At 63.6% G+C, this 14,255-nt stretch carries 9 protein-coding genes; 5 read left to right on the forward strand and 4 right to left on the reverse strand.

Annotated features, from left to right (window positions below; all coding sequences use genetic code 11):
- Positions 1 to 8 precede the first annotated feature (8 nt).
- Both OOJ09_RS00570 and OOJ09_RS00575 read right to left on the reverse strand, forming a co-directional pair.
- Positions 9 to 1,250, reverse strand: a complete 1,242-nt coding sequence (locus OOJ09_RS00570) for an FAD-dependent oxidoreductase (protein WP_269903321.1) — start codon at positions 1,248 to 1,250, stop codon at positions 9 to 11.
- Positions 1,251 to 1,255: 5 nt separating this feature from the next.
- On the reverse strand, positions 1,256 to 2,674 hold the full coding sequence (locus tag OOJ09_RS00575) for an MmgE/PrpD family protein (protein ID WP_269903322.1): 1,419 nt from the start codon (positions 2,672 to 2,674) through the stop codon (positions 1,256 to 1,258).
- Positions 2,675 to 2,841: 167 nt separating this feature from the next.
- Between OOJ09_RS00575 and OOJ09_RS00580 the strand changes: the two genes are divergently transcribed.
- The 4 genes from OOJ09_RS00580 to OOJ09_RS00595 all read left to right on the forward strand — a co-directional run bounded on the left by OOJ09_RS00580 (position 2,842) and on the right by OOJ09_RS00595 (position 9,167).
- The gene (locus tag OOJ09_RS00580; RefSeq protein WP_269903323.1) at positions 2,842 to 3,729 is read left to right on the forward strand and encodes a LysR substrate-binding domain-containing protein; all 888 of its coding nucleotides are present in this window, start codon (positions 2,842 to 2,844) and stop codon (positions 3,727 to 3,729) included.
- A 192-nt stretch (positions 3,730 to 3,921) separates the two neighbouring features.
- Positions 3,922 to 5,577 (forward strand): ABC transporter substrate-binding protein, encoded by a 1,656-nt coding sequence (locus OOJ09_RS00585; protein ID WP_269903324.1) that lies wholly within the window; start codon positions 3,922 to 3,924, stop codon positions 5,575 to 5,577.
- A 152-nt stretch (positions 5,578 to 5,729) separates the two neighbouring features.
- A complete protein-coding gene (locus tag OOJ09_RS00590) occupies positions 5,730 to 8,150 on the forward strand; it encodes a GcvT family protein (protein WP_269903325.1) in 2,421 nt (806 codons plus the stop codon).
- 114 nt (positions 8,151 to 8,264) lie between these two features.
- Positions 8,265 to 9,167 (forward strand): SMP-30/gluconolactonase/LRE family protein, encoded by a 903-nt coding sequence (locus tag OOJ09_RS00595; protein WP_269903326.1) that lies wholly within the window; start codon positions 8,265 to 8,267, stop codon positions 9,165 to 9,167.
- A 38-nt stretch (positions 9,168 to 9,205) separates the two neighbouring features.
- Here the strand turns inward: OOJ09_RS00595 and OOJ09_RS00600 are convergent, their stop codons facing one another.
- Entirely contained in the window at positions 9,206 to 10,111 is a 906-nt protein-coding gene (locus OOJ09_RS00600; RefSeq protein WP_269903327.1) for an allantoinase PuuE, read from the reverse strand.
- A gap of 33 nt (positions 10,112 to 10,144) precedes the next feature.
- Positions 10,145 to 11,212: a pyridoxal phosphate-dependent aminotransferase gene (locus tag OOJ09_RS00605; protein ID WP_269903328.1), complete on the reverse strand. Its 1,068-nt coding sequence runs from the start codon at positions 11,210 to 11,212 to the stop codon at positions 10,145 to 10,147.
- Positions 11,213 to 11,610: 398 nt separating this feature from the next.
- Here OOJ09_RS00605 and OOJ09_RS00610 point away from each other — a divergent pair, with 398 nt between their 5' ends.
- The gene (locus OOJ09_RS00610; protein WP_269903329.1) at positions 11,611 to 14,160 is read left to right on the forward strand and encodes a caspase family protein; all 2,550 of its coding nucleotides are present in this window, start codon (positions 11,611 to 11,613) and stop codon (positions 14,158 to 14,160) included.
- The last annotated feature ends 95 nt before the right edge of the window (positions 14,161 to 14,255 follow it).

Raw genomic sequence — 14,255 nt, forward strand, 5'->3', positions numbered from 1 at the left:
TTTCATGGTCAGTGACTGGCCGCCGTAGCGCCCATTTCGTTGAGCAGCCGGAAGGTCTCGAAACGCTCCAGCGCGAACGGCTTCAGGATGTCGGGCACACGGCCCTTGGCGATGGTCTCCGCCATCCGCTTGCCGGCGACCGGCGTTGCCTTGAAGCCCCATGTGCCCCAGCCGCAATCGAGCCACAGATTTTGAAGTGGGCTGGCACCCATGATCGGGCTGTAGTCTGGTGTCATGTCGGTGATCCCTGCCCATTGCCTGAGCAACCGCACGCCCTGCAGGAACGGGAAGAGGTGCACGGCGCCTTCTGCGAGGTGCTCTTTCATATCGAGCGTCGAACGCGTGGAATAGAGCTGGTAGGGGTCGGAGCCGCCGCCGATGACGATCTCGCCGCGCGAGGACTGCACCAGATAGGTGTGCAGGGAGACGGAGGAGACCAGCGTGTGGAGCCAGGGCTTCAGCGGCTGCGTCACCATCGCCTGCAGCGGATAGCAGCGGATGGGAAGCTCGACGCCGGCCATCAGCGCCACGTCGTAGTTCATACCGCCGGTCGCGATCAGCACCTGTCCGCAGGCGATGCGGCCGCGGTTGGTCTTGACGGCCTGGACCCGGTCGCCGACGACCTCGAAGCCTTCCACCTCGGTCCGCTGGTGGATTTCGACGCCGCGCCGCGACGCCTGCGCGGCATAGCCCCAGGCAACCGCATCGTGCCGCGCGGTGCCGCCATCGGCATGCCAGAGCCCGCCAAGGATCTCGAGCGCGCCGCCATGGTCCATGTTGAGGGACGGCACGAGCTCCTCGACCGCCTTCTGGTCGACCACTTCGGTCCGCGTGCCCAGGTGCTTGCCCATCTCGGCGCGCGCGTGGAAGCTGCGAAGCGTCGCTTCCGTATGCGCAAGGGTCAGCTGGCCGCGCTGCGAGAACATGACGTTGAAGTCGAGTTCCTGCGACAGGCCCTCGAACAGCTCGACGGCTTCCTTGTAGAAGGCGATGCCTTCCGGTGTGATGTAGTTCGAGCGGATCGTGGTCGTGTTGCGCGCCGTGTTGCCGCCGGCGAGGTAGCCCTTCTCGATCACCGCGACGCTGCGTATGCCGTGGTATTTCGACAGGTGATGCGCGCACGACAATCCGTGGCCGCCGCCGCCGACAATGACGACATCGTAGGATGGCTTGAGGTCTGGCGCTGCGGGAATGTCGCCGCTGACCGGATAGTCCCTGCTGAGACCGTATTTCAGAAGCCTGAGCGGCATCTAGCCTACCACGCTGGCCGCTGGAGCATCGTACTGATCACCGGAGGATCGTAGAGCAATACCGAAAGATCAAGGAAGCGGCTGTCCGGCTCGGTGAGCGACAGGACTGCGTTGCGGATCGCGCTGGCGCGGCCTTGTCCCAGCACCGGCGCCGCGAACTCCATGTACTTGGCCTCGATTTCAGCGTGTGTCAGCGGCGCCTCCGGCCCGCCGCGCGCGTGGACGTCGCCTGAAGCAAGCATCCGCCCATCGCTGGTCGTGATCGTCACGTCGGCCCAGCGGCCTGCGGGAAAGCGGGCGCTGTGGCGCTCCGATTCCGAGACGGTGATACGGCCCAGCATGTCCGCGACGGCGTCATCCTCAAGCCCGCTGCCGGAAATATGTTCCAGTCCGATGCGGCCATGGACGATGAAGGTCGCGACGGCGAAGCGCAGGCTGTATTGCGCCTTCGAGGTCGTGTCCGGCATGCCGTCGAACAGCGTTGCGGCGTAGTGGAAACTGTTGACCTCGACATGGCCGATGTCGGACGGCGCCAGATGATGTGCCACGCAAAGTCCGCGCGTCGCGTCAATTGCCGCATGCGCCCAGCGGCAGATCGGGTAGGGCTTCACATACTGGTGCAGCACCTGCCAGAAGGCGCCGAGATCCTGCCAATGCGGGGCGACGTCGGGTGCCTCGATCGTGATCGCCGGCGCGCCGGTAAAGCCGCGCTCGGCCAGCACCGCGGCGGACAGGCCGATCAGCGCGCCGATGCCCGAGCCGTCGTGCAGCATCGTCGGGTTGGCGATCTCGCGCATCATCTGGCTGCGCGGGCCGTGATATTCGGCAATGCCAAGCGCCTCTCGCAACTGCTCGTCGCTGAGCCGCCGCAACCTTGCCGCCAGCGCGGCCACGCCCAGCGCGTTCCAGGCGCCCGATGTGTGGTAGTCCGACACCGTCGCATGCAGTGCGATACCGGCCCGGCCGGCGACTTCGTAGCCGACGACCAGGGACGCCAGCGCTTCCGGCCCGCTGAGGTCGGGGTGCGCCTCGGCAAGCGCCGCCAGCGCCGGCACGACGGCGACGCCGATATGGCCCTTGGTCGGGCTGTATCCGTCGTGGCCGTCGAGATTGTCGATCTGCGTCGCGGCCGCATAGGCGGCTCCGGCGATGCTGGCGCGGCGACCGTCGAAAAGCATGCTCGCCGAATACAGCGGATCGGCCGAGCCGTAGAGAAGAGCGGCGGTGTCGCGGGCGATCCGACCAGCTTCCATCGGACCTGCCGCAATGGCAATTCCGAGCGTGTCGAGCAGGAGATAGCGCGCCTGTTCCAGCACAGGCGCCGGGAATACGGCCGCCGGCCGCCGCAACACGAAATCGGCCAGGCGAACGGCAGCGCTGGTACTCGCGTCAGGCCCTTCACGCCGATGCGACGGCACAGCCACTTGCATTACTCCCCTCTGCGTCACGACATCATTAATTTGGGTCCATCGTGCTTTCACGCAATTAGTTTGGCGGCTTTGGCCAAAAATATTCACGTCTTGCCATCAGGCATGATTGAACGGCGGCGCGTCTGTGGGATAGCTATCCCAGCGTGTTGCAGGAGTTAGCGATGAAGCCGCCGCCCCCCTTGAACTATATCCGGTCCTTTGAGAGTTCGGCCCGGCATCTCTCTTTCACCATGGCCGCCAAGGAGCTCGGATACACGCAGGCGGCCGTCAGCACGCATGTCCGTGCGCTCGAACATTATATTGGGCGGCAATTGTTCATCCGCTATCCGCGCAGTCTCAAGCTCACCGAAATGGGCGAGGCGTTCCTGCCGACGTTGCGTCAGGCGCTCGATCAGATCGACCAGGCCACCGAGGCGATCGTGACCTCGTCGCGCAACCGCACGGTGGTCGTCTCCTGCCCGATGAGCCTGGCGGAGAACTGGCTGGCCGGCTGCATGGCCGCCTTCCGCAAGAAGCATCCCGAAATCGAGATCGTGCTTCACGGCACGATCTGGGAGGACCTCAGCGAGCAGATCGCCGATATCACCATTTCCACACGGCGTTTCGACGACCGTCCGCCCGCTGGCATCCCGCTGTGGAACGACGAACTGGTTCTGCTGTGCGCTCCCACGCTGCTGGATGGCGAGGACGCCCTGAAGCTGCCTCGGGATATACTCAAGGTCGATTGGATCTTCGTGCATGGCCGCCAGGAATACTGGCAGGTCGTGACGTCGGCGCTGGGCGTCGACATGGAGGACTACGACAAAGGCCTGACGACCAACGCTTCCAACATCGCGCTCGAACTGGCCGCCATGGGGGCAGGGCTCGTCGCGACCCAGCGCTCGCTTGCCCACGCCTATCTCCGGCGGGGACTGCTCGTCGAACCGTTCCCCGTCCGGCCGCCGAGCCCATGGAACTACTACCTCACCGAGAACCAGCTTTCGAAGGGAACCATCGCGCGCACGGTGCGGGAATGGATTCTCTCGCGAGCGCAGGAGGATAGTGCCTAGCGCTGTTTCCACAGCCGGTGAATTTTCCAAACTCAAAATTTGACACGCCAATGGCATCGTTTTTTTAGGTCATCGAAGCCGGTTTTCGGCGGTTTGCTCGGGCTCAAGCCCTTCCGGGATTTTTGCATCGCCTCTAACATCCCCCATGCAAGGGGAATGTAACGGGCGGAAAGCCCAAACCGGAGAATCACAATGACGATTTTCAAGAGCAACGGTGACCGCGTCCCGGCAGCCATCGAAAGCTATGCAGACGAAGTCAGGAACGGCGGCATGGATCGCCGCGAGTTCCTTGCCATGGCGAGCGCGATGGGCGCCTCCACGGCGTTCGCCTATTCAATGATTGGCCTCTCGCCGGCCCAGGCCGCTGCCCAGGAGCCGGGCAAGAAGGGCGGCATCCTGAAGATGCAGATGATCATAAAGGACATGAAGGATCCACGCTTGTGGGACTGGTCGGAAATGGCCAACGTGCTGCGCCAGTGCAACGACTACATGATCCGCTACACCTCCGACTTTACTTTCGAGGGCCATCTGATCGAGAGCTGGGAAGTCAGCGACGATGCCACCGAATACACGCTGCATGTGCGCAAGGGCGTGAAGTGGTCGAACGGCGACGAGCTCAACGCCGACGACATCGTCTTCAACATCGAGCGCTGGTGCGACAAGACGGCCGAGGGCAATTCGATGGCCGGCCGCATGGCCACGCTGATCGACCCCGCCACCAAGAAGGCCATTGCGGGCGCCATCACCAAGGTCGACGACCATACGGTGAAGCTGAAGTGCGGCCAGTCCGACGTCACCATCATTCCGGGCTTCGCGGACTATCCTGCCATCATCGTCCACCGCAATTTCGACAAGGACGGTGCCGACATGACCAAGACGCCCGGCACCGGCCCATACGAGCTCGTTTCATACAAGGTCGGCGAGTCCGCTTCGGTGAGGCGCCGCAAGGACTTCACCTGGTTCGGCGGAGAGCCCTATCTCGACGGCGTCGACTGGACCGACTACGGGACGGACGCTTCGAGCCCGGCCATCGCCAGCGCCTTCGAGGCCGGCGAGATCGACTGCAACTATCAGACGGTCGGCGGCACCGTGGACCTCTATGACGGCATGGGCCTGGTCAAGGAATCCGTCGTCACCGCGGGAACGATCGTGCTGCGCACCAACGTGACCAACAAACCATATGACGACAAAAGGGTGCGCAACGCCATCCAGCTCGCGGTCGACAACGAGACGGTGCTGAAGCTCGGCTACAGCGGCCTCGGACAGGTCGCTGAAAACCATCATGTCTGCCCGATCCATCCGGAATATTACGAGCTGCCGAAAGTACCGCGCGACCTGGCGAAGGCCAAGGCGTTGATGACCGAGGCCGGCCAGATGGATCATGAGTTCGAGCTGATTTCCTACGATTCCGACTACGTCAAGGACCCGGCCGATGTCGTCGCCGCGCAGATGCGCGAGGCCGGCTTCAAGGTGAAGCGCACGATCATTCCCGGAACTTCATTCTGGAACGACTGGACGAAGTATCCATGGTCGACCACCGAATGGGGTATGCGACCGCTTGGAGTCCAGGTGCTGGCGCTCGCCTACCGCAGCGGCGAAGCCTGGAATGAGTCGGGCTACGCCAACCCGGATTTCGACAAGAAGCTCAATGCCGCGCTTGCGGTCGCCGACCCCGCCAAGCGCAAGGAGCTGATGAAGGATGTCGAGTGGACGTTGCAGGATTCGGGCGTGCTGGTTCAGTCGTTCTGGCGTTCGCTCTACCGCCACCACGCCGCCTATGTGAAGAACCTCAAGATGCACCAGACATTCGAGCTGCAACTGGAGAAGGTCTGGCTCGACAAGGCATAGAACGGGTAAATCCATTGCATGCTCCAGGGGCGCATCTTGTGCCCCTGGCTTCGCCAGGCGACTGCAATTGACCAGCCGGCCGAACAGATCTCCAAGGCGCTCTTCGAAAGCGCGAAAGCAAAAGTCGCCGAACCAAGGGAAGAAATCTCGATATGCGTACTCATGCACAAGCCGTTGTCATCGGCGGCGGCCTGATCGGTTGCTCGATCCTTTATCACCTCGCCAAATTCGGCTGGTCCGACGTGGTTCTTCTCGAGCGCAACGAGCTGACGTCCGGCTCTACCTGGCATGCGGCGGCCAACATCCACGGCCTGCACGATTCCACCAACATCAGCCGTCTGCAGCACTACACCATGGCGCTCTACAAGGAACTGGAGATCGAGACCGGACAGGGCTGCGGCATCTTCCAGCCGGGCTCGCTCTACCTCGCCCAGACCGAAGCGCGCGAGCATCAGCTGAGGCTGCAGGAGGCCAAGGCGCGGCGCTACAAGATGAACTTCTATGAGGTCGCGCGCGACGAGGCGGAGCGGCTGCACCCGCTGGTCGATTTCGACGGCATACGCTGCATCATGTACGAGCCGGAGGGCGGCAACGTCGACCCGTCCGGCGTCACCGCCGCCTATGCCGCCGGCGCCCGGCAACGCGGCGCCGAGATCCATCGCTTCACCCCGGTCACCGCCACCGAAGCACAGCCGGACGGCAGCTGGATCGTGCGCACGCCGAAGGGCGATATTCGCACGCAATGGGTGATCAACGCCGCCGGCCTGTGGGGTCGCGAGGTCGCCGCGATGGCCGGCCTGCAACTGCCGCTGATCCCCACCGAGCATCAGTATTTCGTCACCGAGACCATTGCGGAAATCGCTGCCATGGGCCGCAGATTGCCCTCGGTCGCCGATCGCGACGGCGAATATTATCTGCGTCAGGAAGGGCTTGGCCTGCTCATCGGCGCCTACGAGCGCAAGATGAAGTTCTGGGCCGAGGAGGGAACGCCGCTGGACTTCGGCCACGAGCTGTTTCCCGACGATCTCGACCGCATCGAAGAGAATATGCTGCGCGCGATCGCGCGCGTTCCAGCAGTTGGGACCGCAGGGGTCAAAAAGGTGATCAACGGCCCGATGATCTGGTCGCCCGACAGCGCCGTGCTGTTCGGGCCGGTGCCCGAACTCAGCAACTATTTCTGCTGCAACGGCATCATTCCCGGCTTCTCGCAATCGGGCGGAATGGGCAAGCTGGCGGCCGAGTGGATGATCGAGGGCGAGCCTTCGCTCGACATGTTCGCCTGGGACATGGCGCGCTTCGGGCACTGGGCCGGCAAGGCTTTCACCAAGGCCCGCGTGCAGGATCAGTACAGCCACCGCTTCAAGATCCATTTCCCCAACGAGGAGCGTGCCGCCGGACGGCCGGTCCGCATCCGGCCCGCCTATGACATGCAAAAGCAGATGGGCGCCGTCTTCGGCCTCAATTTCGGCTGGGAGCATCCGCTCTGGTTCGCCGCCGAGGGCGAGCCGCGCGAGGAGACGATCGGCTTCAAGCGCCAGAACTGGTGGGGTCCGGTTGGACGTGAAGCGCGCATGCTGCGCGAGCATGCGGGCATCATCGACGTTTCGAATTTTGCCAAATACGAGGTCAGGGGATCCGGCGCGGAAGCTTGGCTCAACGCGCTGTTCGCCAACCGCATGCCGGCGGAAATCGGGCGCTCCTGTCTCACGCCGCTGATCGGCAAGCGCGGCGGGATCGCCGGCGACTTCACTGTGACAAAGCTGGCCGACGACGAGTTCATGGTTTTCGGTTCCGGCATGGCCGAGCGCTTCCACCAAAGGTTCTTCAAGGCCGTCCCTTTGCCTGAAGGCACCACATTCCGTTCGCGCACGGAGGAACTGGCCGGCTTCAACGTCGCCGGCCCGAAATCGCGCGAACTGCTGCAGCGCTTGACCAATGCCGATCTGTCGACGGAGGCGTTTCCATTCATGCGCTCGCGCCAGATCACGGTGGCTGGTGTCGACGTGGTGGCGCTGCGCGTCTCGTTCACCGGTGACCTGGGCTGGGAACTCTATTGCGCGGCCGCCAACCAGGTCGAGCTCTACAGTGCCCTGCTTGAGGCCGGCAGCGAAGTCGGCGCCGGGCCGGTTGGCTCGCGCGCGCTGATGTCGCTGCGGGTTGAAAAGGGATATGGCAGCTGGAGCCGGGAATATTCTCCCGAATACTGGCCGCAGGAGGTCAAGTTCGATCGGCTTGTCAAAATGGACAAGGGCGAATTCCTCAACCGCGACGCCTACGCCGCCGTCGCCGACAGGCCGGCGCGCGACGAACTGATCATGCTGTCGATCGATGCCAGGGATGCCGACGCGACCGGCGGCGAGCCGATATTCCTGCCGGACGGCACGCCGATCGGCCAGGTGTCCTCGGGCGCCTACGGCTATTTCGTCGAGCAGTCGCTGGCACTTGGCTATGTCAAGGCCGGCTCGGCCAAAGCAGGCGATGCCGTCACGGTCGCGATACTCGGGAGGCCGCATGACGCGGTGCTGCTGAAGCAGCCGCCCTTCGACCCCGAAGGCAAGCGGCTGCGGGCGTAGGTCTGGACCGTCTGGCGATCGACGGGCGGACCGACAGAACCATCGACGCTGGCGGGTAACGTCAGCGAACCTGACGCGGGGAAGATTCAACGGCCTGAAGAAAAGGGGAATCGCATGATCAAACGGCATCTGCTGGGCACCATCTTTGCCCTGGTCCTCACATCCTTTGCGCACGCGGGAGACGTCAAGGTCATCAACGACGACGCGTGGTTCGCCGAAGGTCCGATCTGGTACCAGGACAAGCTCTTCTACGTCGAATACGGCCGCGGTACGGTCAGCGTATGGGACGGCAGGAAGAACGAGATCTTCTGGAAGATGGACGGTTGCGGCCCTTCGGCTGTGCTGCCGACAACGGCCGGCGAGTTCCTCGTCACCTGCTACGACAACAACACGATCGGCCGCATCTCTGCCGACGGCAAGACGCTGCCGGCCTATGACAAGGACACTGATGGCAAGCCATTCAGCGGCCCGAACGACTTCGCGCCCGACCAGGATGGCGGCACCTATTTCACGGGGTCCGGCAAGGGCGGTCCGCTGATCGACGCCTCGGCCTACTACATCGGCAAGGACGGTAGCGTGAGGAAGGTTGCCGGTGACCTGCACAATGCCAACGGCTTGGTCATGTCCAACGACGGCAAGATCCTCTATCTGGTCGAGACCGAGGATAACAGGATCATCGAGTTCGACGTTCAACCCGACCACAGCCTGAGCAACCGCCGCGTCTTCCTGCGCCTCGACGATCTGTTCCCGAACCAGCCGCATATCTGGCCTGACGGCATCAAGATGGACAAGGCCGGCGAGATGTATATCGGCCAGAGCCCGCGCTCGCTCGATGCGCCCGGCAAGATCATCGTCGTCGACAAGGATGCGAAGCTGCTGCGCATGCTTTCGGTACCGTCGCCATCCATGCCGAACTTCGCTTTCGGGCTGGACGAGAAAGTGCTCTACGTGATGGCGCTCGATCAGATCGACGCTGCGCCCTGGCACGGCAAGGTCTACGAGGTGCCGAACAAGTAGGAATGTTTCACCGGCGGCTGGTGCCGCCGGATGACGCCTCAGCCGCCGAACCGGTCCAGCCAATGCCGGGCAAGGTCGGAGCGGCGGCAGATCCAGATGTCTGGATTGGCCCTGATCTTGTCGAGGAAGCGGGCGAGCCCGACCATGCGGCCCGGCCTGGCCGCGAGCCTGCAGTGCAGCGACACCGTCATCATGCGTGGCGTCCGCTCGCCCTCGGCCAGAAGCCAATCCACCCCATCGCTGACATATTCGAAGAACTGGCTGCCGGTCTCCAGCCCGGAGCCACGCGAGAACCGGCTGTCATTGTTGTCGAAGCTGTGCGGCACGACCAGATGCCGCTTTGCGCCGACCTCGACGAAGTAGGGCAGGTCGTCATTGTAGTCGTCGCAATCGAACAGGAAGCCGCCATGCTCCGCCACCAGCCGGCGCGTGTTGAGGCTGGGCCGGCCGGTGTACCAGCCGAGCGGGCGAATGCCGGTCAGCCGCTGGACTGTGTCAAAGGTCATCGCGATGTGCTGGCGTTCCTCGTCCTCGCTTAGCGGTGCGTAGTCGATCCAGCGCCAGCCATGGCAGACGATATCGCTGCCGAGGCTTGCGATCGCCTTGCCCGCTTCCGGATTGAGTTCCAGCGCCCGCCCGACGACGTAGAAGGTCGGGATGATGTCCTTGTCCCTGAACAGCGAGGCGAGCCGCCAGACGCCGACGCGTGAGCCGTATTCGTAGAGCGATTCCATATTGCGGTTGCGCAGGCCCGGCACCGCTGGCGACACGGCAAGGTCCGACAGGATCGCCTCTGAGAGGCCGTCGCCTTCGCCGATGCTGTACTCGGCGCCTTCCTCATAGTTGACGACGATGTTGAGCGCCAGCTTGGCGCCACCGGGCCATGCGGCCGAAGGTGGCTTGTCGCCATAACCGATGAAGTCACGGACGGGCAGGTATGGCATCTCTCAACGCTCCCTCGAATGCAGTCGCCAAAACTATCCGCCGTGCATGTCGATCAGTACGCGCAGTGCCTGATCCATTGTCTCTTGCGGGCCGACCGTCGCGCGCAAGCAGTCCGTGAGGCCGTAACCGCCCAGGCTGCGCACAATGATATCGGCGGCGCGCAAGGCCCTCTCGGCTGCCTCCGCGGCGGCTGCGTCGGGAAAGCGGATCAGCACGAAATTCGTCCGGCTTTCCGGTACATCATATCCGGCAGCCCTCAGATCCTGCGCGAACCGGTCGCGAATCCCGGCCGTGCGGGCCACCGTTTCGCGCATGTAGGCCTCGTCCTCCACCGCCGCGACCGCCATTGCCAGGCTTGCGGTGGTGACCTGGTTGGAGTTCTGCATCTTGCGCACCTCGGTGGCGACCGAAGGCGGAAACAGCCCCCAGCCGACGCGCGCGCCAGCCAGGCCATAGGCTTTGGAAAGCGTGCGCAGCACGACGGTATCGCCGCGTGCGACAAGCGCAAAGACAGGCCGTGGGTCCTGGTCGTCGAACTCGCCATAGGCCTGGTCGATCACGAGCAGCGCATCCCCGCGCAACGCGGCGCGCAAGCGCAGCAGCTCGGCGTTGCCGATGCGGGTGCCGGTCGGATTGCCGGGATTGCAGACGAAGACGACCCGCGTTGCCGGCGTGACGGTGGCGAGGATGCTGTCGACCGAAACGGCGAAATCCTGTTCCGCGGCCCTGACATAGACAGCACCGGTGCGAGCCGCCGCGGAGGCCACGAAATTATAGGCATAGGAGGTGCCCAGCACCTCCTCGCCTGGCCCCGCGAACGCCGCGATGGTGCAGCTGATCAGCTCCATCGAACCGGCGCCGCACAAGATCAGGTTGCGCTCGACCCCATGGGCTTGCGCGATCGCCTCGCGCAGCGCCGTCCAGTCCGGATCGGGATAGAGATGGCTGCGGGCAATCGCGTCCTGGCCAGCGGCGATCGCCCTGGGGCTGGGCGGAAAGGCGCTTTCGTTCTGAGCGAGGGTTGGCTGGTCATGGCCGCCGAAATTCGCGAGCGCGAAGGCAGACATGGCCTCGATATGGGCGGCGGCTTTCAGGGCCACGGTGCATCCATGGCAATCTGGATGTGGGTCATCTCGCGAACTACCTTGGTCGGACGGGCACATGGCCAAGCTACAATCCGCCGGCGCGTTCACAAGCAAAAACTAACCGCGCAATGGCTCCGAAATTCTGGCCCTTGTTGGGGCGCGGCACACCGTCGCCGGATTTGAAGCCTGGCGGGTGCGTCGGTCCGGACAGCCGCGCCGGCACATTTGACACGCATTGCGGATGATCCGGCTCTGGGGTAATTTAGACCTCAATCAGACGATGAAAGTGCCCGCTGTAGCGACGGCCTCTTCACTCTGTTCGTGTCTCGGCGGTTTGTGAGCTCTTTAACAGACCTTGATGCCGCAACCTGAAAGCTTGTGGTCATCAGGTAGCGACGGTTAAGGCAGTTGGCATGCTCCGGCTTTGCGGATTCATTGCGGTCGTCCTCGTAGCGGCCTTCACCACCTTTGATACGTCGGCCGATCGAAGGGTCGCCCTGGTGGTCGGCAATTCCGAATACCGGGAAATCCCCGCTCTCAAGAATCCGGACAAGGATGCCGAGGACGTATCGAGGACGTTTCGGCTGGCCGGTTTCGAAGTGTTCGTCGCCAAGGATCTCACAAAACTGCAGTTCGAGGAGCAGTTCCGCAACTACCTTGCGGCAGCGGACGGCGCCGATCTGGCCGTCGTCTATTATTCAGGTCATGGCTTTCAGATCGGTGGCGAAAACTTCCTGATCCCCGTGGATGCCTCGCTGAAGAACGCGGCCGACATAGAGGTCCAGGCGGTCAAGCTGGACGATGTGCTTGAGCAGTTGCGCTCGAAATCGAAGATCCAGGTGATCATCCTCGATGCCTGCCGCAACAATCCGTTTCCGCGCAAGGACTATTGGCTGCGGGACCAGTTGATCGCCGCGGGCAACACCGGCCTTGCGCAGGTCAAAAGCTCGCTGAACACGCTGATTGCCTTCGCCACCGAACCGGGCGCGGTTGCCTATGATGGAGCGGGCGACCTCAGCCCCTTTTCATCCGCCTTCTCCCGCCGCGCGCTGGCTCCGAACCAGGAGATACGCACGGTCATGGCCGCGGTGCGCCGCGATGTGGTTGAGGCCACCGACGGCAAACAGGTTCCCTGGGAAAACTCCTCGCTCATCGACGAGGTTGTCCTGATGCGCCGCGCCAGCCGGCCCTCGCTGCCGCCGGTCCTGGAGAAGGTCGTGCCGTCCGGGGTCGGCCCGGTCGCTCTGGATCTGCCGGAACCGGTCGACGTCGATGGCGGAGCCATAACCGTCAGCATCGAAAGGCCGCCTGCGCTCGGACGTCTGATGCTGGACGGCAAGCCTGTCGAGGTTGGCGAACAGATCCAGGGCAAGGACCTGCCGCGTCTGCAGATGGATGTGCCCAAGGGGGCCGCCGCGCAGGACGAGGTGGATATGCTCGCCTACGCCACGCATGACAATTGGGGCGGCCGGACCCAGGGCATCCTGGTGTTCCGCGTCAAGAGCGGCGAAGGCGCTCAGGGCGAACAGATTGTGGCCTCGCTCGAGGCCGAGCAGAAGCAACAGGTCCTGGAGCGCGGCATCCATATCACCGGCGCCGCCGAGGCGATCGAAAACCGCGAGATCAGCGTCCCCGTCGGAGTAGGCCCGGTTCCGCTGAAGCTGGATTTCCCCACAAAGGATCCCTCCGTCAGCCTGAAACTCGCGAGCTATCCGGCGACGGGAACGCTGTCCCTGCCGGATCGTGCCCTGTCGCCGGAGTCGAGCGTGATGGCGGACGAGGTCGACAATTTGCGCTACGAACCACAGATCGGTGCCGCCAAACCGGTCGAGGTCGGCTTCGAGATCCGGGCCGACAGCAGCTCATCCAAGCCCGCCACCATGAAACTGTCGCCAAGCGTCGATCCGTGCGACCAGGCTGCCGGCGAACCTCTCGACCTGCAGGGCGTCGTCCCCGGCCTGCTGCCGAATGAAATCGGCGCCAGCGCCGTGGATGTCTGCGAGACTGCGGTGAAGGCTTATCCGGATGTGCCGCGCTTCCGTTACGAACTCGGGCGCGCGCTGCTTGCGTCCGGCAAGGTCGCGGAAGCCAGGACGGCCATCGAGGACGCCGCCAAAAAGGGGCACGTGCGCGCCGTCTTCGAACTCGGGTATATCGCCTCGTCTGGAATAGGGATGGCCGTCGATCCCAAGAAGGCCAACGAATTCTACTCAGTGGCGTCCGACAAAGGCGACCCCTACGGGATGACGGCATGGGGTCGCGCTTTGTTCAACGGTCTCGGCATCCAACGCGACACCGGCAAGGGCCTGGACCTGCTGCTCAAGGCAGCGGCGATGGGGCACACCTATGCCATGAACGATCTCGCCGCCATCTTCACGGAAGGCCGCAACGGCGTGCCCGCCGATCCGGCCCGCGCCGTTGCCTTTCTGAAGGCTGGCGTGGAGCGACAGGACATGTATTCCATGAACCTTCTCGGCCGCAATTATATCACCGGGCGAGGGGTCGAGAAGGACCCGAAGGCTGCGATGGCGCTTTTCCAGAAGGCCATTGACCTTGGCCAACCTTACGCGCCGGGCAGCCTCGGGCGCATGTACCGGGACGGTGTCGGCGTGCAGCAAAATCTTGATGAAGCGCAGCGCCTGTTCGAGCTGGCAACCGCTCGGGGTGATCAATCCGGCGCGTATGATCGCGCGGCCGTTGAGATGCAGAAGGGCGACAAGGCCGACCAGGCTTTGGCCGTGCGCTATCTTGCGTTCGCGGCCGCGCTTGATCTCCGCAACGAAATTCCGGACGCAAAGAACACGCTGGCGAAATTCGGCTCGAAGGCGAAAACCGCTGCACTGAAGCAACTGCGCGCGGAACTCAAGTCGAAGACTCCGGCGAGTGGTTCTGTCGACACGCAACTGGTCAATGCGGCCAGGGCGGTCTGGGAGCAAGCCAATCCGCGTCGTGATTTGTTTTGATCCACAAGGAGGCAATGGTGCGCAGGGCATTGAAGCAGACAGTCATCGCAACCATTCTCTGCAGCGCTCTTGCGGCGCTGATGGGCTGCACGTCC

Source organism: Mesorhizobium qingshengii, from assembly GCF_027563465.1.
GTDB lineage: Bacteria > Pseudomonadota > Alphaproteobacteria > Rhizobiales > Rhizobiaceae > Mesorhizobium > Mesorhizobium qingshengii_A.